This is a genomic window from Viridibacillus sp. d25.2 (assembly GCF_055456015.2).
The window spans coordinates 2,350,500-2,370,161 of sequence record NZ_CM196652.1; the positions used below are offsets into that span (position 1 = coordinate 2,350,500).

General features: G+C 37.1%; 18 protein-coding genes, 1 pseudogene and 1 other annotated feature (1 of these 20 cut by a window edge). Of the genes and pseudogenes, 14 read left to right on the forward strand and 5 right to left on the reverse strand.

Annotated elements, in window-relative coordinates; genetic code table 11:
• Positions 1-212, forward strand: a binding site (T-box leader); it begins 36 nt to the left of the window's first position.
• Positions 213-279: 67 nt separating this feature from the next.
• From ilvB to ACZLO7_RS11895, 8 genes are all read left to right on the forward strand, one after another.
• Entirely contained in the window at positions 280-2,034 is a 1,755-nt protein-coding gene (gene ilvB, locus ACZLO7_RS11860) for a biosynthetic-type acetolactate synthase large subunit (RefSeq protein ID WP_464939363.1), read from the forward strand.
• Positions 2,031-2,546, forward strand: a complete 516-nt coding sequence (gene ilvN, locus ACZLO7_RS11865; RefSeq protein WP_464939350.1) for an acetolactate synthase small subunit — start codon at positions 2,031-2,033, stop codon at positions 2,544-2,546. Before ilvB ends, ilvN begins: the two co-directional genes overlap by 4 nt.
• A gap of 43 nt (positions 2,547-2,589) precedes the next feature.
• Positions 2,590-3,621, forward strand: a complete 1,032-nt coding sequence (gene ilvC, locus ACZLO7_RS11870) for a ketol-acid reductoisomerase (RefSeq protein ID WP_464939351.1) — start codon at positions 2,590-2,592, stop codon at positions 3,619-3,621.
• Positions 3,608-5,149, forward strand: coding sequence for a 2-isopropylmalate synthase (locus tag ACZLO7_RS11875; protein ID WP_464939352.1), 1,542 nt, complete (start codon positions 3,608-3,610; stop codon positions 5,147-5,149). The genes ilvC and ACZLO7_RS11875 overlap by 14 nt, the downstream gene beginning before the upstream one ends.
• 22 nt (positions 5,150-5,171) lie before the next feature.
• Positions 5,172-6,272, forward strand: coding sequence for a 3-isopropylmalate dehydrogenase (gene leuB / locus ACZLO7_RS11880; RefSeq protein ID WP_464939353.1), 1,101 nt, complete (start codon positions 5,172-5,174; stop codon positions 6,270-6,272).
• A gap of 16 nt (positions 6,273-6,288) precedes the next feature.
• Positions 6,289-7,698: a 3-isopropylmalate dehydratase large subunit gene (gene leuC / locus ACZLO7_RS11885; RefSeq protein ID WP_464939354.1), complete on the forward strand. Its 1,410-nt coding sequence runs from the start codon at positions 6,289-6,291 to the stop codon at positions 7,696-7,698.
• Positions 7,699-7,712: 14 nt separating this feature from the next.
• Complete coding sequence (leuD, locus tag ACZLO7_RS11890) at positions 7,713-8,300, forward strand: 3-isopropylmalate dehydratase small subunit (protein ID WP_464939355.1); 588 nt, start codon at positions 7,713-7,715, stop codon at positions 8,298-8,300.
• A 129-nt stretch (positions 8,301-8,429) separates the two neighbouring features.
• Positions 8,430-8,963: a GNAT family N-acetyltransferase gene (locus ACZLO7_RS11895; protein WP_464939356.1), complete on the forward strand. Its 534-nt coding sequence runs from the start codon at positions 8,430-8,432 to the stop codon at positions 8,961-8,963.
• A 69-nt stretch (positions 8,964-9,032) separates the two neighbouring features.
• Here ACZLO7_RS11895 and ACZLO7_RS11900 read toward each other — a convergent pair whose 3' ends face one another.
• A complete protein-coding gene (locus ACZLO7_RS11900; protein ID WP_464939357.1) occupies positions 9,033-9,257 on the reverse strand; it encodes a hypothetical protein in 225 nt (74 codons plus the stop codon).
• A 204-nt stretch (positions 9,258-9,461) separates the two neighbouring features.
• Between ACZLO7_RS11900 and ACZLO7_RS11905 the strand changes: the two genes are divergently transcribed.
• Positions 9,462-9,863 (forward strand): thiol-disulfide oxidoreductase DCC family protein, encoded by a 402-nt coding sequence (locus ACZLO7_RS11905; RefSeq protein ID WP_464939358.1) that lies wholly within the window; start codon positions 9,462-9,464, stop codon positions 9,861-9,863.
• A 1,045-nt stretch (positions 9,864-10,908) separates the two neighbouring features.
• On the opposite strand, the gene ACZLO7_RS11910 is transcribed toward ACZLO7_RS11905, so the two are convergent.
• Genes ACZLO7_RS11910 through ACZLO7_RS11920 form a run of 3 tightly spaced genes read right to left on the reverse strand, consistent with a single transcriptional unit; the run spans position 10,909 to position 12,163 of the window.
• Complete coding sequence (locus ACZLO7_RS11910) at positions 10,909-11,256, reverse strand: DMT family transporter (protein ID WP_464940057.1); 348 nt, start codon at positions 11,254-11,256, stop codon at positions 10,909-10,911.
• 25 nt (positions 11,257-11,281) lie between these two features.
• Positions 11,282-11,611, reverse strand: a complete 330-nt coding sequence (locus ACZLO7_RS11915) for a DMT family transporter (RefSeq protein WP_464940056.1) — start codon at positions 11,609-11,611, stop codon at positions 11,282-11,284.
• Positions 11,612-11,623: 12 nt separating this feature from the next.
• The gene (locus ACZLO7_RS11920) at positions 11,624-12,163 is read right to left on the reverse strand and encodes a TetR/AcrR family transcriptional regulator (RefSeq protein ID WP_464940055.1); all 540 of its coding nucleotides are present in this window, start codon (positions 12,161-12,163) and stop codon (positions 11,624-11,626) included.
• A gap of 917 nt (positions 12,164-13,080) precedes the next feature.
• Here ACZLO7_RS11920 and ACZLO7_RS11925 point away from each other — a divergent pair.
• The 5 genes and pseudogenes from ACZLO7_RS11925 to ACZLO7_RS11945 all read left to right on the forward strand — a co-directional run bounded on the left by ACZLO7_RS11925 (position 13,081) and on the right by ACZLO7_RS11945 (position 19,308).
• Positions 13,081-13,263, forward strand: a pseudogene (locus tag ACZLO7_RS11925) (VOC family protein).
• Positions 13,264-13,575: 312 nt separating this feature from the next.
• On the forward strand, positions 13,576-16,281 hold the full coding sequence (acnA, locus tag ACZLO7_RS11930; RefSeq protein WP_464940054.1) for an aconitate hydratase AcnA: 2,706 nt from the start codon (positions 13,576-13,578) through the stop codon (positions 16,279-16,281).
• Positions 16,282-16,438: 157 nt separating this feature from the next.
• Complete coding sequence (locus ACZLO7_RS11935; RefSeq protein WP_464940064.1) at positions 16,439-18,445, forward strand: M14 family zinc carboxypeptidase; 2,007 nt, start codon at positions 16,439-16,441, stop codon at positions 18,443-18,445.
• Between the two features lie 141 nt (positions 18,446-18,586).
• Positions 18,587-19,012, forward strand: coding sequence for an acyl-CoA thioesterase (locus tag ACZLO7_RS11940; protein ID WP_464940053.1), 426 nt, complete (start codon positions 18,587-18,589; stop codon positions 19,010-19,012).
• A complete protein-coding gene (locus ACZLO7_RS11945) occupies positions 19,012-19,308 on the forward strand; it encodes a hypothetical protein (RefSeq protein WP_464940052.1) in 297 nt (98 codons plus the stop codon). Before ACZLO7_RS11940 ends, ACZLO7_RS11945 begins: the two co-directional genes overlap by 1 nt.
• A gap of 38 nt (positions 19,309-19,346) precedes the next feature.
• On the opposite strand, the gene ACZLO7_RS11950 is transcribed toward ACZLO7_RS11945, so the two are convergent.
• Entirely contained in the window at positions 19,347-19,646 is a 300-nt protein-coding gene (locus tag ACZLO7_RS11950; protein ID WP_464940051.1) for a HesB/YadR/YfhF family protein, read from the reverse strand.
• Positions 19,647-19,662: the final 16 nt, after the last annotated feature.

Sequence of the window (19,662 nt, forward strand, 5' to 3'; positions counted from 1 at the left end):
AGTATTCACAGAGAGCCGGTAGTGCTGGGAGCCGGTAATACAACTATATCTGACATCCCCTCGGAGTGGGTTACTAAACACGCAAGTAATTAGGTAACCTCGGGCGCAACCATTTGTGCTCGTTATATAAAGAATGGATTCGTCTATTCAAGAGGTAGTCTTTTGACTATGAACAAGGGTGGTACCATGAAAAGCTTACTTTCATCCCTACGTAAAGGTTTTCTTTGCGTGTGGAGAAATGGGCTTTTTTTATATAGAAAATTAGGGAGGAGTTATATGATGAATGCACAAGTTCCACTAAAGAGTAGAGAATCAGCACTAGAAGAGGCCACGCAAGAAATTAAAAAGCAACAGAATGGTGCTGCATTATTCATCGAATCGTTAAAGAAACAAAATGTAGAAATTATTTTTGGATATCCAGGTGGTGCTGTCTTACCAATTTATGACGCACTTTATAAAAATCCGATCAAACATATACTCGCCAGACATGAGCAAGGTGCAATTCATGCTGCAGAAGGTTATGCTCGCGTCTCAGGTAAAACAGGGGTCGTTATTGCTACATCAGGTCCGGGAGCTACAAACCTAGTAACAGGTATTACAGATGCAATGATGGATTCATTACCACTTGTAGTCTTTACTGGCCAGGTTGCAACAACAGTTGTTGGAACTGATGCTTTCCAAGAAGCTGATATTGTTGGCATCACTCAGCCCATTACTAAGCATAACTATCAGGTGAAGGACATTAATGATATTCCTAGAATCGTGAAGGAAGCATTCCACATTGCTTCAACAGGTCGTAAAGGACCAGTACTTGTTGATATCCCAAAAGATATCGCAAATACATTATTCAAATCAGAAGTGGATGATAATGCACCAATTAATTTACCTGGTTATCAGCCAACGTTACATCCGAACTTTTTGCAAATCCAAAAAGCTGTAAAAGCTATTGGTGAAGCGAAACAACCTTTAATATTAGCGGGTGCCGGTATTTTAGCAGCAGATGCATCATCCGAATTAACTGAATTCGCTGAAAAACACAATATTCCGGTAACTAACACTTTGCTTGGACTTGGCAGTATTAACGGCGAACACGAGCTCTTCCTAGGTATGGCAGGTATGCATGGTACATTTACGTCTAATATGGCGATTAGTAACTGTGATCTACTTATCAATATAGGGGCGCGCTTCGATGACCGTCTTACAGGAGATCTAAGCAAATTCGCTCAAAAAGCGAAAATAATTCATATCGATATTGACCCAGCCGAAATTGGCAAAAACGTTCCAACTGATATTCCAATTGTTGCAGATGCAAAAGAAGCATTAAAAGCACTGTTAAAACAACCGATTGAAACACCTGATACGTTGCTTTGGCACGAATATTTGACGGAATGTCTTGCAGAGTATCCATTATGGTATGACGCAAAAGAGACAGATACAGTTTATCCACAACAAGCAGTAGAGCTAATCAACCGCATTACTAATGGTGAAGCAATCGTCACGACAGATGTAGGGCAACATCAAATGTGGACAGCACAATACTACAAATTTAAAAGCGATCATAACTGGGTAACATCTGGTGGACTTGGAACAATGGGCTTTGGTTTCCCAGCTGCAATTGGAGCGCAATTTGCTAAACCTGATCAAAGAGTAATCTCTATTGTAGGTGATGCAGGCTTCCAAATGACATCTCAAGAACTTGCTTTATTGAAAGAATTTAACTTACCAGTGAAAATTGTTATTTTAAATAACAGCTGTCTAGGTATGGTTCGACAATGGCAAGAAACGTTCTATGAAGAGCGTTATTCATCTTCTTTAATGCCAGTTCAGCCAGATTTCGTGAAACTAGCTGAAGCTTACGGTGTGAAGGGTTACCGCATTAATACAATCTATGAGGCTGAAGATATACTGACTGAAGCACTATTGTCAGATGAACCAGTACTAATCGATTGTCGTGTAAAACAACTTGAAGTTGTTAATCCAATGGTAGCACCGGGCAAAGGACTAGATGAAATGATCGGGGTGAAAAAAGGATGAAAAGAGTTATTACAGTAACTGTGATTAACCAAAGTGGTGTATTAAATCGCGTCACAGGTCTACTCATGAAAAGACAGTTTAACATCGAAAGTATCACGGTTGGTCATACAGAACAACCGGGTATCTCTAAAATGACTTTCATCGTACATGTAGAAGATGAAAACAAAATTGAACAATTGGTCAAACAGCTTTCAAAACAAATTGATGTGATCAAAGTAAATGATATCACTGACAAATCAATTGTTATACGTGAGCTTGCACTAATTAAAATTGTGGCACCACCGAATTTGCGCATGGAGATTAACTCAATTGTTGAACCTTTCCGTGGTTCTATCATCGATATGGGTAAAAATGTTGTAACTTATCAAATCGTCGGTAACCCAGAAAAAATTGACGCATTCATTGAGTTGATCCAACCATATGGTATTAAAGAGCTGACACGTACGGGCGTTACTGCATTTGTACGTGATGCACAAACAAAACCAACAGCGCAACTTTCGATTTTACAATAAATAGCTTTACAAAAACTACTAAACCAATCAGGGGGAATTTAAAATGGCAAAAATGTACTATAACAACGATATCAACGAGGCAACTTTACAAGGTAAAAAAATCGCAGTAATCGGATACGGTTCACAAGGTCATGCACATGCTCAAAATCTTAATGAATCGGGATTCGACGTTACAGTTGGTATCCGTCCAGGGAAATCTTTTGATAAAGCAGAACAAGATGGCCTAAATGTAAAAACAGTTAAAGAAGCTGCTGCAGAAGCAGATGTAATTATGATCTTACTTCCAGACGAACGCCAAAAAGCAGTTTATGAAGAAGAAATCGCACCAGGATTACAAGCGGGCAATGCACTAGTGTTCGCACATGGTTTCAATATTCACTTTGGCCAAATCGTACCACCAGCTGATGTTGATGTATTCTTAGTAGCTCCAAAAGGTCCAGGACACTTAGTACGCCGCACATACGAAGCTGGCGCAGGTGTACCAGCATTATTCGGTATCTTCCAAGATGCGACTGGTAACGCAAAAGATGTAGCATTAGCCTATGCAAAGGGTATCGGTGCAGCACGTGCTGGTGTAATCGAAACTACTTTTAAAGAAGAAACAGAAACAGACCTATTTGGGGAGCAAGCAGTTCTTTGTGGTGGTACTACAGCTCTAGTAAAAGCTGGCTTCGAAACTTTAGTAGAAGCAGGTTACCAACCAGAAATCGCTTACTTCGAATGTATGCATGAATTAAAATTAATCGTTGACTTGATGTATGAGGGCGGTCTTGCTAACATGCGCTACTCAATCTCAGATACAGCTGAATGGGGAGATTTCGTATCTGGTCCACGCGTAATCGATGCATCTGTAAAAGAACGTATGAAAGACGTTCTAACTGATATCCAAGAAGGTAAATTCGCAAAAGAATGGATCAACGAAAACGAAACAAACCGTCCTAAATACAATGCTATTAAAAAAGCAGAAGCTGAGCACCAAATCGAAGTAGTTGGAGATAAACTGCGTGAAATGATGCCTTTTGTAAATAACGGTAAAAAGATTGAGAAAGAAGTGGTTAACAGTGCGCAAAATTGAAATTTTTGATACTACACTACGTGATGGAGAACAATCAGCTGGTATTAACCTAAATACCGGTGAGAAGCTTGAAATTGCAAAACAGCTAGAACGCTTTGGGGCATCTATTATTGAAGCAGGTTTTCCTGCTTCATCCCCTGGCGATTTCGAAGCTGTACAACGAATTGCAGGTACAGTTAAAAACTCAATTGTTACAGGACTTGCTAGAGCAATTAAAAAGGATATTGATATTACTTGGGATGCTCTTAAAAATGCTGAACAACCACATATTCATGTATTCCTTGCAACAAGTCCAATCCATATGCAATACAAGTTAAACAAAACACCTGATCAAGTTGTGGAAGCAGCCGTAGAAGCTGTCAAATATGCAAAAAATACATTTCCACTTGTTCAATGGTCTGCAGAAGATGCCTTCCGTTCTGACCGTGAATTCCTTGTACGTATTATAAATGAAGTAATTAAAGCTGGTGCAACTACTATTAACATTCCAGATACAGTAGGTTATGCAAGCCCTGCTGAATATGGTGCATTATTTAAATATTTAATAGAAAATGTCACTGGTAGTGACAAAGTGAACTTCTCCGCTCATTGTCATGACGATTTAGGCATGGCTGTTGCAAACTCAATCGCAGCAATTGAAAATGGCGCCAATCAAGTTGAAGGTACGATTAACGGAATCGGTGAACGTGCTGGTAATGCAGCTTTAGAAGAAATCGCTGTTGCAATGCACATTCGTAAAGACTTTTACGGAATCGAAACGGGCATTAACTTGCAAGAAATTAAGCGTACGAGTCAACTCGTCAGTAAACTTACAGGTGTCGTTATTCAACCAAATAAAGCTATCGTAGGTAAGAATGCTTTCGCTCATGAATCAGGTATCCATCAAGATGGTATGTTAAAGAATCCTGAGACTTATGAAATTATTACGCCGGCTTTAATTGGAGAAAGTGCGATTCCTCTCGTATTAGGTAAACACTCCGGAAGACACGCCTTCAAAGACCGTGCTGAAACGATGGGCTTTGACTTAAGCGACGATAAAATTAACCGCGCATTTGCAGAATTTAAAAAATTAGCTGATCGTAAAAAGGAAATTACTGAAGAAGACTTATTAACTTTATTGACAGATCAACAAATTAAGTATGAAGAAATCCCAGTATATGAACTAAAAAGTGTGCAAGTTCAATACGGAACAGAAAACATTCCTACTGCTACTGTGCAAGTAATTCAACCAGATGGTGAAGAAGTAACTGTAGCTTCTACTGGTTCTGGTTCTGTTGAAGCAATCTTCAATACTTTGGAGTTGCTAATCAAGTCTAAGGTGGAAATTTTAGATTACCGTGTAACTTCAGTAGGTAAGGGTCGTGACGCATTAGGTGAAGCAGTTATTAACTTAACGTACAATGACCAAATAGTTACTGGTCGTGATGCGGCGCAAGATGTTTTGGAAGCTTCAGCAAAAGCGTATTTAAATGCTATTAATAGACAGATTATTCGATCAGATTTAAGAGCTAAAGAATTAATTCGTTAATCATATAGAGGAGGAGTTTTTTATGGAAAAGAAAATTACAGTACTACCGGGTGATGGCATTGGCCCAGAAGTTATCGCTTCGGCAGTGTCAGTGTTACAAGCAGTCGGTAAAAGATATCATCATACATTCCACATTGCTTTTGGTGCAATAGGTGGCTCAGCAATTGATCAACATAACGATCCTTTACCTCAAGAGACGATTACCCTTTGCGAACAAAGTGATGCGATTCTACTTGGAGCAGTCGGGGGTCCTAAATGGGATCAAAACCCAGGTGAATTGAGACCTGAAAAGGGATTACTACGCATTCGTAAGCATTTTGATTTATTTTCAAACTTACGCCCTGTGCAAGCAATCCCGTCACTTTTAAAAGCTTCTCCTCTAAAAGAAGAAATTGTGAAAGATGTTGACCTACTTATCGTTCGTGAATTAACTGGTGGTTTATATTTTGGCGAACCTCGTCAACGTACGGAAAAATCAGCTATAGATACATTAGTGTACACACGATTTGAGATTGAACGTATTGTTGATAGTGCTTTCCAATTAGCGCGTGTTCGTAGAGGGAAATTGACTTCTGTAGATAAAGCAAATGTTCTTGAATCTTCAAGATTATGGCGTCAAATTGTAGATGAAAAGAAAGCAGGGTATCCAGATGTTGAAGTAGAACATAGCTTAGTCGATTCTACGGCTATGAAGTTAATTACGAACCCTGCAGATTATGACGTTGTTGTAACGGAAAATATGTTCGGCGACATTCTAAGTGATGAAGCTTCAGTAATTACAGGTTCACTTGGTGTGTTACCTTCTGCAAGTATACGTTCCGATAACTTCGGTTTATATGAGCCAGTCCATGGTTCGGCTCCTGAAATTGCAGGGCTAGGCATTGCTAACCCTGCTGCTACGATTTTATCTGTAGCGATGATGTTGAAGTATTCATTTGGCTTATATGAAGAAGCTGCTGAAATAGAACGCGCAGTGGCAACGGTATTCGAGGATGGTTATTATACCGCGGATCTTGCAACTCCAGGAAGTCGCGTATTAACAACATCTGAATGGACTGAAAAAGTCATCAATGAACTAGATACGAGCTTTGTTTCAGATAGTATTATGACATCATATATCTAAGAAAAGGTGATATTATATGGCAAAAAATATAATCGAAAAAGTATGGGACCAACATGTCGTTTATCAAGAGGATGGGAAACCGGATTTGCTTTATATCGACTTGCATTTAATTCACGAAGTAACATCTCCACAAGCGTTTGAAGCGCTTCGTTTGAACAATCGTAAAGTACGTCGTCCAGATCTTTGCTTTGCAACAATGGATCATAATGTGCCAACAAAGAATTTACCGACTATCAATGACCCAATTGCCAAAAAACAAATTAACACATTAGCTGAAAACTGTGCTGAATTTGGCGTTCAATTAGCAGATATGGGTCACCCTGATCAAGGAATTGTTCATGTAATTGGACCACAACTTGGATTAACACAACCAGGTAAAACAATTGTTTGTGGTGATTCACATACTTCTACTCACGGTGCATTCGGTGCAATTGCATTTGGTATTGGTACGAGTGAAGTGGAACATGTATTATCTACACAGACCTTATGGCAAAATAAACCAAAAACAATGGAAATCCGTGTTAAAGGTGAACTTGGTTTTGGCGTAACTGCGAAAGATATTATTCTTGCAATTATTGCGAAGTTTGGTATTGATGTAGGTACTGGGCATATCGTTGAATTCACTGGCGATGCTATTCATAAATTATCGATGGAAGAACGCATGACGATTTGTAATATGTCAATTGAAGCAGGAGCAAAAGCAGGTTTAATCAGTCCAGATCAGATAACAGTTGATTACATTAGAGGGCGTCGAAATGCACCACAAGAAAAAGCATTTGATGAAGCTGCTAAGTATTGGCTATCTTTAGCTTCGGATTCTGATGCTACATATGATCGCATTCTGGAAATTGATTCATATGAAATCGAGCCTTTTGTAACTTGGGGTACAAATCCTTCAATGGGTTCGGGTATTTCGAATCATGTTCCATTTGCAGCAGATTTTGAAGAAGAATCAGATAAACAGGCACTTAAAAAAGCACTACAATATATGGATTTAAAAGAGGGTACACCTCTAACTGATATCGCAATCCAGCATGTCTTCATCGGTTCATGTACAAATTCTCGTCTACATGATTTACGCTCTGCAGCAGCAGTTATTGAAGGTAAAAAAGTAAATGAAAACGTCCGAGCAATCGTAGTACCTGGATCATTCTCAGTTAAAAAACAAGCGGAAGAGGAAGGTTTAGATAAAATCTTTATTGAAGCTGGATTTGAATGGCGTGAATCAGGATGCAGTATGTGTCTTGCAATGAATGAGGATGTTGTACCAGCAGGAGAAAGATGTGCTTCTACATCTAATCGTAACTTCGAAGGCCGCCAAGGTGCAGGTTCTCGTACGCATCTTGTAAGCCCACAAATGGCAGCCGCGGCCGCAATCGCTGGACATTTCGTAGATGTTCGCGAAATTTTAAATGTACCTGTGTAATGGAGGCGTAGAGGATGGAACCGATTAATATAGTGAATAGTATACTAACACCACTTAACAGAAAAAATGTCGATACAGACCAAATTATTTCTAAGGAATTTTTAAAACGCATTGAACGTACAGGTTTTGGTCAATTTGTTTTCTATCACTGGCGTTTCGATCAAAATGATCAACCGATTAAGGATTTCGTTTTAAATCAACCAAAATATAAAGGCTCTAAAATTTTAGTAGCTCACGAAAACTTTGGATGTGGCTCATCTCGTGAGCACGCACCATGGGCGATTTTAGACTATGGATTCAACGTAGTCATTGCTCCAAGTTTTGCGGATATTTTCCACAACAATTGCTTCAAGAATGGTATTTTACCAATTAAGTTACCTGTTTCTGAAGTAGAAGAATTACTTGCAGTTGGAGCAGCTTCGCCACTTGAAACAGAAGTGAATTTAGAGGCCCAAACTGTCACAGCAAATGGCAAAGTATATAATTTTGAAATTGATCCTTACTATAAACAAATGCTTTTAAATGGTTGGGATGAGATTTCATTAACTTTCCAATATGATGAGCAAATTACTAAATATGAAGCAACTCGAAAAGTGTATTAAATAAGTTTATTAAACTATCTAGTGTCCATTTTGGCATTAGGTAGTTTTTGTGATTTATGACGACTTAATACTGCTTACTTTTAATCAAAACTATTTTTATTATAAATCCTTGAAAAGGGGTGCAATGTAATGTTCCCAATATTAGAGACAGAACGGTTAATTTTGAGAGAACTTGTTGAAGCTGACGCACAGGCTATATTAGATTGTTTTTCTAATCCAGATGTACTACGTTATTATGGGCAAAGTCCACTAACAAGTGTAGTTCAGGTGAAACAAATTATCGGGAATTTTGCAATAAATTATAATAAAAAAGTTGGTGTTAAATGGGGGATTGAACGAAAAGGTATAGATGGTATTATTGGAACAATCGGGTTTCAAGAATGGTCACACGAATATATGAGAGCAGATATAAGCTACGCACTTTCCCCAGAACATTGGGGCAATGGATATGCGACGGAAGTTGTAAAGGCAGTTATTACTTATGGTTTCGAAGAAATAGGCTTAAAGCGCATTGGTGCAGTTGTTTTTGTGGAAAACGATTCATCGAATAAGTTGTTGGAGAAACTAGGATTTATAAATGAAGGAGTTTTGAGAAATTATATGTATCAAGATGGAGTTCCATATGATACTAATATTTATTCTTTGCTTGACTCAAAAAGTTAGCGCTAAGTTTTGCAAAATCTTACGTTAAAGGAGGTACTACATTTGAAGTGTGGTACCTCCTTTGTTTACTTATTTCATCATTTCAGTGTACACATAAAATTCATATAGTGATGGAGCTAGTAATGCCACCAATAAACAGACAAACGCTGCTATTTTCGTTTGTTTTATTAGTCTATCATCATTCAATTTTAACTGCTGAAAGAAAGTTAAAGTGAAGTAAAAACATAATACATAGAATATTGCTGAAAGAATGCCAATCCAGTTTCCAACACCTGATAAAGCTAAGTTGCTCATAATATCCCCCTCTAATTTACTACAACGACCTTCTATTTGAATAAAAAACCATTATTTATATTATACATAAATCAGACAGTATGAACCATATTTTGGAGAGGATAAGAAAGAAACTTCTACTAATTCGATTAGATTTTTTGAAAAGAAAGAAGTAAATAATGTATAATTAATAGTAATTCATAGAGAAAAAGGGGGGGGAGAATAATGACCAATCATCAAAATATAATTCTGTTTTATGACGGTAATTGTGGATTCTGCCAGTGGACAGTACAGTTCGTATTAAAACATGAAAGGAATCACGACATTTTTTTTGCTCCATTACAAGGTGAAACAGCTAGAAATACACTGTCTCCCAATCTTACTAAGAACATAGATTCTGTTGTAGTAAAAGGTCCTTCGGGAATAATGACAGAAACAGAGGCTGTATTTTTTTTACTCCCTTATTTAAAAGCACCATTTTCTTTACTAGGTATTTTTAAACTTATTCCACTGTTTGTACGTAATCCAATATATCGTCTAATAGCTCGTAATCGTCATAAATTAATGAAAGCACCAGCTAGTTGCCATTTACCAAGTTTAGATGAACGCAAAAGACTATTACCGTAACTCGATTTATTTTCATCTGGAAATAACTTTATATAGAGTAAAGAAAACCATCAAGCTTTAAACTTGATGGTTCAGAATGTAGATAAACTCGAAGAAATTCGGGTTTATCTACGTAAAATATATGATAAGACCGTTAATTTCCGCTACGGTGGACGCTTTCCGCGGGCGGGCGCCAAGCCGCTTCGTCGCTACGCTTCTGCAGGGTCTTGGACTGTCCCGCATTTCCCGCAGGAGTCGTCACCTCCGCTTCAATTAACTCCACATGTAATATAAACAAATCTTTTGAGGCGATGAAAAATGATGACGAGATCCTTTCAGACTGTAGACAAAGTCGAAGAAATTCGAATTTATCTACGGTCTTTTTACTTTTTTAAAAATAGATAAGACCGTTAATTTCCGCCACGGTGGACGCTTTCCGCGGGCGGGCGCCAAGGAGCTTCGTCGCTACGCTTCTGCAGGGTCTTGGACTGTCCCGCATTTCCCGCAGGAGTCGTCACCTCCGCTTCAATTAACTCCACATGTAATATAAACAAATCTTTTGAGGCTATGAAAAATGATGACGAGATCCCTTTCAGACTGTAGACAAAGTCGAAGAAATTCGAATTTATCTACGGTCTTTTTACTTTTTTAAAAATAGATAAGACCGTTAATTTCCGCTACGGTGGACGCTTTCCGCGGGCGGGCGCCAAGGAGCTTCGTCGCTACGCTTCTGCAGGGTCTTGGACTGTCCCGCATTTCCCGCAGGAGTCGTCACCTCCGCTTCAATTAACTCCACATGTAATATAAACAAATCTTTTGAGGTCCCACAATGTACTCAAAGTCAAAATCATCCTGCGGTGGAAACCTTAAAAAGTCTTAAAAAAGTGTCCTTGCAGGCGATGATGACTTTTGTTTCTATGAATTAAAAGAAACTCGACTATTGAAATTAACAAAGTCTGAAAATGGCATAAAAACTAATACTCAAAGAATATTTCATCTATAAAAGAGGATCTTAAATAATCAAAATATATAAAATAACAAAAAATATACTGAATCCATCAAGCTTTTAACTTGAAAGTTCTTCTACTTTTTCAGGGTTGTTGGAAGCATTTAATAAAACTACTCCTCCGATTATTAATAATATGCCAATGAATGTCAGAATGCTAAATGGGTCTTGCCATAACAATATCCCAATTACTGCTGTTATAGCTGTACCTACGCCTGCCCAAATAGCGTAAGCAAGACTTAAAGGAATTATTTTAAGGCATAGTGATAAGCAATAAAACGCTAATCCAAAGCCAATGATAACCGCAATAGAAGGAAGTACAATAGTAAACCCTTCTGATAATTTCAACATTGTCGTGCCAAATATTTCGCTTATTATGGATATCCCTAAAGCTATATAACCTTTCATACGATAACCTCCGATTAACTAAAGATTAATGAACTCCACCACTTGAGAGTTTCAAAACAACAACTCCACCAATGATTAGCACTAATCCTAATGCTTTTTTTAAATTAAAATTTTCTTTATAAACGATTACACCGACTAATGCAGTTAAGGCTGTACCTATCCCTGACCATATTGCATATGCCGTACCTAGTGGAATTGTTTTAAGTGATAAAGATAAGCAGTAAAAAGCTAAACACATGCCTAAAATTACTCCAATGGAAGGGAATAACTTTTTAAAGCCATTTGAAACTTTTAACATAGAACTACCAAATACTTCACTAACAATGGCTACTGCCAAAATTACATAAGGATTCAAGATGAACTCCTCCTACTTTGTCATATTGATTAATTTTTGAATTACATTTTCACGTAACTCTTCATCTAACGGGGCTATATTAAACAGTTCAGAGTAGTAAAGCCCATCTATTGCTAAGCGAATAATCGTTGCTGTTACAGGGTCTATACTATCTTGCTCCACTTGATTTTGCATATACTGATAGTTTTGAGACATACTTTTTGATAAATCTGGATTTAACATAGAAGCAGCAATTATTCCTATATTTAACTCAGCGTTGTGATTCAAGTCCTCTTTTGTCGTTTCAATTAATGCACGGCTCCATTTACCTTTTTCTCTCGAGTCATTCTTAGCATGTTCATTAAATAGAGAAGAGAAGTCTTCGAAAATATACTGTGTTAATCCCATTAGTAATGCTTCTTTATTTGGGAAGTGGTACAATAACCCACCTTTGCTAATTCCAGCTTGCTTCGCAACGGAATCTAAAGTAAGCGAATTAAAATCGTTTTCCAAAATAAAGTCCTTAGTAGATTTTAAAATATGTTTGCGCTTAACCTCCGCTTTTGATTCCATGTTTTCAACTCCATTATTAAACCGTCCAGACGGTCTTTTTTATATTGTCATTGTACCGTTTGGACGGTTTTTTAGTCAATCTAAGATGCTAAGCTACTCAAAATAGGGAGTAGATGATTACGATCCTTTGATTTTAAGTATCTTTTTTCATATTAAGTAACTATTTGAAAAATATGTAATTAATAGTTGTTTATTTATTGACCTCGCTAGTCTATATATAAAACACATCGCTGCTGCCCAATTTTATTATTTATCAAAGTTTGCTTCTACCATCATTCAAATAAGAGATGCTAACACAACTGCTATAGAAAAGAATACTATGCTCTAATTAAATAATACGATAGTTAATTCCTATAGCAGAACAATATACTATAAAACAAATGTGTATGAAAATAGGGCATAGTTCAGGTAAAAGTGATTAAGAAAAATCATTTGACTGATGTACGGGCCTATAAAAGCAACCTATATAATAGTAGAAAATTGTTAATTAAAAAGAAATGTGGTTTGAAGTTAATCAATATCTATTATTGAAATTACTGGGTTCAGTATTTCGACAAAAGGCATTCAGAATGCTCAAATACTGGTTGTTTGTTTATATTTTGATTATTGTAGATCCTCTTTTACATGTATTGTTGATTGGAGCGAAGGTGGCAACTCTTGGGGGAAAAGAGGGACAGTCCAAGATCCTGCAGAAGCGTAGGGACGAAGCGACTTGGCGCCCGCCCGCAGAAAGCTTCCACCGTAGCGGAAAACAACGGTCTTCTCTATTTATATATATTATAAAATAAAAAAGACTGTATTGAAGATACAGTTTTTTTGTTGAAGTAAGCTGATCCGTTTTAAAAAAGGAGTTTTATTGGGGAATCGAGAATTGTATAAAAAAATAAGTATAGATTTTTTGAAAGAGGGGATTAAAAGTGGGTAAAGTTGTTGGTTTTGAATTAAACAGTCAAGAACCAGAAAAAGCAGCTTAATTTTATTCCAGTGTATTTGGATGGCAAATATCAGTATATAAGATGGAGTTTGATGAATTTTTTCTTGCATACTTAGTAGATCCTACAGGCATTTGTTTTGGTCTTTTTCAAAAAAATAAACGGTAGTATATTAAATGGGTTTCTTAGTACAATAAGAAATAATAATAAATTCAAATTAAAAATAGCTAAAACATGTCTTTTGTTGTTATATAGACATGTATTTAATTTCGTAAAATTTGATGTATTCTGTATTAAAATGAAAAAACAACATTTTCGAGAGTGCTTATGGCATTCGGAAATGGTCATAAATAAAACTTATCACATTCTATAATATTAATGTAATTTACTTATGAACAAATTTAGTTTATTATTGTTGTTGGAGAAAAGAAGCTATTTATAAAGCCTTTTCATTAGTTAATTTAGAGGGGGAACCAACCTATGGCAAACAAAAACTTGCATAACAGCCGTGCTTCATTCGACGTAAATGGTAAACAGTATAACTTCTACCGTTTAGCTGCAATCGAAGAAGCTGGTATCGCAAAAGTATCACGCCTTCCTTATTCAATCAAAGTATTATTAGAATCTGTTTTACGTCAATACGACGGCTATGTAATCAAAGAGGATCATGTTGATCAATTAGCAAAATGGGGCGCGGATGTAGATCCTAATGCTGAAGTTCCTTTCAAACCATCACGCGTAGTATTACAAGATTTCACTGGTGTACCAGTAGTAGTTGACTTAGCATCTCTACGTTCTGCAATGAAAGAAATGGGCGGAGACGCTAACGAAATTAACCCTGCAATTCCAGTTGACCTTGTAATTGACCACTCAGTACAAGTTGACAAATACGGTACTGCAACAGCTTTACAAGCTAACATGGACCTTGAATTTGAACGTAACGCTGAGCGTTATAACTTCTTAAAATGGGCTCAAACATCTTACAATAATTTCCGTGCTGTACCTCCTGCAACAGGTATCGTTCACCAAGTTAACCTAGAGTACTTAGCTCCAGTTGTACACGTGAATGAAAATGCAGACGGAACTTTCGAAACATTCCCAGATTCAGTTGTTGGAACTGACTCTCATACTACAATGATCAACGGTATCGGCGTACTTGGATGGGGTGTAGGTGGTATCGAAGCTGAAGCAGGTATGTTAGGTCAACCTTCATACTTCCCAGTTCCAGAAGTAATCGGTGTTAAATTAACAGGCGATCTTCCAAACGGAACTACAGCTACTGACTTAGCTCTTAAAGTAACTCAAGTTCTACGTGCTAAAGGTGTAGTTAATAAATTTGTTGAGTTCTTCGGTCCTGGAATCCCTCAATTACCACTAGCTGACCGTGCAACAATTTCAAACATGGCTCCTGAATACGGTGCTACATGTGGTTACTTCGCAATTGACGAAGAATCTTTAAACTATATGCGTTTAACTGGTCGTGACGAAGAGCACATCCAAGTTGTTGAAACATACTTAAAAGAAAACAACATGTTCTTTGATCCTGAATTAGAACCAGTTTACACTGACGTTGTAGAAATTAACCTTGCTGATATCGAGCCTAACTTATCAGGTCCTAAACGTCCGCAAGATTTAATTCCACTTTCAAACATGAAAAAACGTTACCACGAAGTAGTAGTAGCTCCTTCTGGTGTACAAGGTTTCGGTTTAACTGAAAAAGAATTCGAAAAAACTTCAACTGCTAAATTCGCTGAAGGCGATGTAGAAATTCCTGCAGGTGCTGTAGCAATCGCTGCAATCACTTCATGTACAAATACATCTAACCCTTACGTATTAATCGCTGCAGGTTTAGTAGCTAAAAAAGCTGTTGAAAAAGGTTTAACTGTTCCTAAATGGGTTAAAACTTCATTAGCACCAGGTTCAAAAGTTGTAACTGGATACCTAAACGATTCTGGTCTTACAACGTACTTGGACGAAATCGGTTTCAACACTGTAGGTTACGGCTGTACTACATGTATCGGTAACTCAGGTCCATTACTTCCTGAAATCGAAGAAGCGATTACTTCAAATGATTTATTCGTAACTTCTGTACTTTCAGGTAACCGTAACTTCGAAGGCCGTGTACACCCACTAGTTAAAGCTAACTACTTAGCATCACCACCACTTGTTGTTGCTTACGCATTAGCTGGTACTGTAGATGTAGATCTTCAAAATGATTCATTCGGTAAAGATAAAGATGGCAACGATGTATTCTTCGCTGATATCTGGCCTACTACTGAAGAAATCAACAATGTTCTTGGTAAAGTTGTAACTCGTGACCTATTCCAAAAAGAATATGCACGCGTATTTGACGAAAACGAAAAATGGAATGAAATTGAAACATCAACTGATTCTCTATACACATTTGATGAAAAATCAACTTACATTCAAAACCCACCATTCTTCCAAAACCTTGCGCCAAAACCAGAAGACATTAAAGGACTTTCTGGCTTACGTGTACTTGCGAAGTTCGGTGACTCTATCACAACTGACCACATCTCTCCTGCAGGTGCGATCGGTAAAGATACACCAGCTGGTCAATACTTACGTGCTAACGGTGTAGAACCACGTAACTTCAACTCTTACGGTTCTCGTCGTGGTAACCACGAAGTTATGATGCGCGGTACTTTCGCTAACATCCGTATCCGTAACCAAGTAGCTCCTGGTACAGAAGGTGGTTACACTACTTACTGGCCAACAGGCGAAGTTGAGTACATTTATGATGCAGCTATGAAATACGCTGAAAACGGTACTGGTTTAGCTGTTCTTGCTGGAAAAGATTACGGTATGGGATCTTCACGTGACTGGGCTGCTAAAGGTACAAACCTTTTAGGCGTTAAGACAGTTATCGCTGAATCTTATGAGCGTATTCACCGTTCAAACCTAGTAATGATGGGTGTTCTTCCATTACAATATGTTGATGGACAAAGCGCTGAATCTCTAGGCTTAACTGGTAAAGAAGAAATCTCAGTTAATATCGCTGAAGGTGTTAAACCTCAAGATATCTTAACTGTAACTGCTAAAGCTGAAGACGGTTCTGTTAAAGAATTCAAAGCTCTTGCACGTTTCGATTCAGAAGTAGAAGTAGACTACTACCGTAACGGCGGTATCCTACAAATGGTACTTCGTAACAAATTAACAAAATAAGTTAGGTTGATTCATTAAGGATTTACCTTTCATTGTATACATGTGTAGCGTATCTTAATTGTATGCTACACATGTATTTTTTGTTTTAAGTTGGAAAATAAATGATATTTTGAATCAATCTGATAAAAAAATAGTAGAGGTGTACCGATTGGGATTTATGAAAAAGAAACTACTTCAATTTTTAGCATACTCAATTGCCTTCATAATTGCCTTTAATGTGCCTTTTGCCTATATGAGCGCAGTACATGCAGCATCAGTAGAAGAACAACATAAAGAGGGCTTTGAGGAAGCTGAGATAGGCGAGATAGTTGTACCGCAAGAAGCAATTACAATAGAAGAAACATCAGATAAATCAGAAAAACTAGATAAACAATCATCTGTAGAAACACCAAAAAATCCTGAAACAATTAAAGAAAAAGCGATTGTAGTATCACCAGAGCTTATTTATACATATGTAACAGTGAAAGCAGAAAGTCTACTATTCGAACCAAATAACACTACAAAAGCTTTGTTACAATTAAATGATTCATCAACTATATACCACGTAAATCGAACAAATACCGAAGAGTGGTATGAATTATCAATTGGTCAAAGTACGTATTGGATCGCAAGTAAAAACTTGAATGAAGCAAACTTAGATGTAGTAACACCTGAAGTGAAAAAGTCAGTAAGTATTACAACTAAGAATACCTTTAAAATTTACAATCAACCAAGCAATACTTCGACAGTATTAGCAGGTGGTTTACAAGCAATAAAGTTTAAAACAATCGATATTGTCGACAACTACTTTGTACTAAATTTAGGGGATCAAATCGGCTATATAGCATTCAAAGATGTCGATTTATCGTTCAAAACAACAGATAAAGTCGAAATAATAAATAAGTCAGTAGTATTATATACTGTCGCAAATAGTAAATTTAAAAAAATTGGTACATTAAAAACAGGTGCTATTTTTAAACCGACAAAAACAACGAGTAAGTATCATTACATCAAGAAGAGCGGCAAACAATACGCTGTTCCAATAGGTGGTACAATGCCTACGAAGAAGGTGGCATCATTAGCCACGCTGAAATCAGCAACGTATCCAATCACTCTTTATTCGGAAAAAGCTTCTGCTGTATATGATCAGAATGGTATCAAAATAGGTTCTTTAAACAAAGGGCAAACTGTACATTTAAAAGGTATATCTAAAGGCCATGGCATAATTGAATATTTAGGTCAGTCTGGATATGTTGATTTAGCGAATTTCTATCATAAAAACATCGTGAATCCGACAAAAAACGTCACGTACAAGGCATATTCTTATTATGTAAAGGTTTTCGCTAAATTATATCCCGAATTTACATCTTTAGAGAAAATCGGTGAATCTGTCGAAGGTAGAGCAATCTATGCGTTAAAAGTGGGTAATGGTAAGAAAGAGATTTTAGTAGATGCTGCCATTCATGCTCGTGAGCATATGACTACTAACGTTGTGATGGAAATGATTGATAACTACTCTTATAGCTACAACAAAAAGACAAGCTTTGCTGGTTATAATGTACGTCAAACTCTAGATACAACAAGTATTTGGTTTGTACCAATGATTAACCCTGACGGTGTCACATTAGTGCAGAATGGTATTAACAGTATGGCAAATAAGAACTTGATTAAGAAGATTAATAAAAGCTCGAATTATAAACGTTGGAAAGCTAATGCTCGTGGTGTCGATTTAAATCGAAATTTCGATGGTGAATGGAAGTACGTAGCGTTTACTCCAAAAACCTATAAAGGTTACAAAGGTCCTCGTGTATTCTCAGAACCTGAAGCGCAAGCACTAAAAGCTTTCGTTGAACGTCATAAATTTAAGTCTGATATTTCATATCACTCATCTGGCCAAATTTTATACTGGTTTAACTTCCAAAATAGCACTAACTATAAGCGTGATTTGGCGTTAACACGTCAAATTAGTCGTGTAACGGGCTATTCAATCGTCCCATCTATGTATGCAAAAGGTAGTGGATCTTCTGCTGATTGGTTTATCATGTCACAGAAACAGCCTGGTATTACAGTGGAAATAGCACCGTATGCAGGTGAAGGTCCAGTATCCCATAGACATTGGAATAATGTATGGAAGAAAAACAATTCAATCGGTTTATTAGCATCGAAAGAAGCTAGTAAGCGATAATGAAAGACAAAGTTTTTGGTTTTGTCTGTTATTATATCAATGTATAAATTCAATAGTTTGATGTCGAATTGCGCTATATATAAAGCTTTTGTGAGTAATTTTAGCTAGATTTCTGTATAATAGAGTTATGAGGTGAATTAAATGTTTGTTAGTAATAAAGAGATAGAAATACGTTATGCGGAAACAGACCAAATGGGTGTAGTATATCACTCAAATTATATCATTTGGCTTGAATTGGGCCGTACACAGTTAATACATGATTTAGGATTTTCAGCTACCCAACTTGAAGCGGATGGTTATGTATCGCCGGTGATGGATATTTCCATTCAATACAAAGCTGCGATGAGATATGGTCAAATTGCGACAGTTCGAACTTGGATTGAAAACCACGGGAAGTTACGTACAGTATATGGCTATGAGGTTCTTCATGAAGATGGCACTGTAGCGGTTACAGCAACATCAGAACATATTTTAGTGAAAAAAGATAGTTTTAGACCTGTTTCTTTAGGGAAAGTAGACCCTAAATGGTATGAAAAATATAAAGAAATTGAAAGAAAAAAAGTATAATGGCATTAGGGGTCACTAGAGTTGAGCTTGAATTATGGAAAGAGCGCGTGATAGCTCATGAAATCGCTTTTCTTACACATTATTGGAAGGACGAGCGTTTCCCGGGGTGCAAAACTGTGACAAAAGCAGGTTGTGCGGACGTCGAAAAACTCATCGAATGGGGAGCGAAGTATGGTTTAAAGCCCGAGTGGATCGATTATAAGCATTACCCTCATTTCGATCTTTTTGGTGACTATGAACGCCAGATTTTGTTAAGTGAAGGGCAATTTCAACAGTACAATCGCTTTTATGCATAACAAAAGCATGGCGCATTTAGCGCCATGCTTTTCATTTGTTATATAGCTTTTTTTGTGTAATCATATTTAATCTCATTAAGTGTTTCGTCCACTAAGATATGAAGATCATGATTGTCGAAAAACCACAAATCATCTTCTTCGATGTAGAAAATTGTATTATTTTTTTCAACTTCAACTGCAGGATTCATTGATTGTTCACGATTCATACCAAGTGAAAAACCTTCATGGAAAGGGCTAGAGCCACCATAACGAGCATAAAAACGAATTTGGTCCCCGTCTTCAATATCCATTTCTTTTTCAAACCATTCTAGTGCTTCATCTGATACGACAATTTTCATGCGGTGTACACTCCTT

Bases quoted from the DNA above. Each gene is read 5' to 3' on its own strand.
- ilvB (WP_464939363.1), top strand. From the start codon at position 280: ATGAATGCACAAGTTCCACTAAAGAGTAGAGAATCAGCACTAGAAGAG.
- ilvN (WP_464939350.1), top strand. From the start codon at position 2,031: ATGAAAAGAGTTATTACAGTAACTGTGATTAACCAAAGTGGTGTATTA.
- ilvC (WP_464939351.1), top strand. From the start codon at position 2,590: ATGGCAAAAATGTACTATAACAACGATATCAACGAGGCAACTTTACAA.
- leuB (WP_464939353.1), top strand. From the start codon at position 5,172: ATGGAAAAGAAAATTACAGTACTACCGGGTGATGGCATTGGCCCAGAA.
- leuC (WP_464939354.1), top strand. From the start codon at position 6,289: ATGGCAAAAAATATAATCGAAAAAGTATGGGACCAACATGTCGTTTAT.
- leuD (WP_464939355.1), top strand. From the start codon at position 7,713: ATGGAACCGATTAATATAGTGAATAGTATACTAACACCACTTAACAGA.
- ACZLO7_RS11895 (WP_464939356.1), top strand. From the start codon at position 8,430: ATGTTCCCAATATTAGAGACAGAACGGTTAATTTTGAGAGAACTTGTT.
- ACZLO7_RS11900 (WP_464939357.1), bottom strand. From the start codon at position 9,257: ATGAGCAACTTAGCTTTATCAGGTGTTGGAAACTGGATTGGCATTCTT.
- ACZLO7_RS11905 (WP_464939358.1), top strand. From the start codon at position 9,462: ATGACCAATCATCAAAATATAATTCTGTTTTATGACGGTAATTGTGGA.
- ACZLO7_RS11910 (WP_464940057.1), bottom strand. From the start codon at position 11,256: ATGAAAGGTTATATAGCTTTAGGGATATCCATAATAAGCGAAATATTT.
- ACZLO7_RS11920 (WP_464940055.1), bottom strand. From the start codon at position 12,163: ATGGAATCAAAAGCGGAGGTTAAGCGCAAACATATTTTAAAATCTACT.
- acnA (WP_464940054.1), top strand. From the start codon at position 13,576: ATGGCAAACAAAAACTTGCATAACAGCCGTGCTTCATTCGACGTAAAT.
- ACZLO7_RS11935 (WP_464940064.1), top strand. From the start codon at position 16,439: ATGAAAAAGAAACTACTTCAATTTTTAGCATACTCAATTGCCTTCATA.
- ACZLO7_RS11940 (WP_464940053.1), top strand. From the start codon at position 18,587: ATGTTTGTTAGTAATAAAGAGATAGAAATACGTTATGCGGAAACAGAC.
- ACZLO7_RS11945 (WP_464940052.1), top strand. From the start codon at position 19,012: ATGGCATTAGGGGTCACTAGAGTTGAGCTTGAATTATGGAAAGAGCGC.
- ACZLO7_RS11950 (WP_464940051.1), bottom strand. From the start codon at position 19,646: ATGAAAATTGTCGTATCAGATGAAGCACTAGAATGGTTTGAAAAAGAA.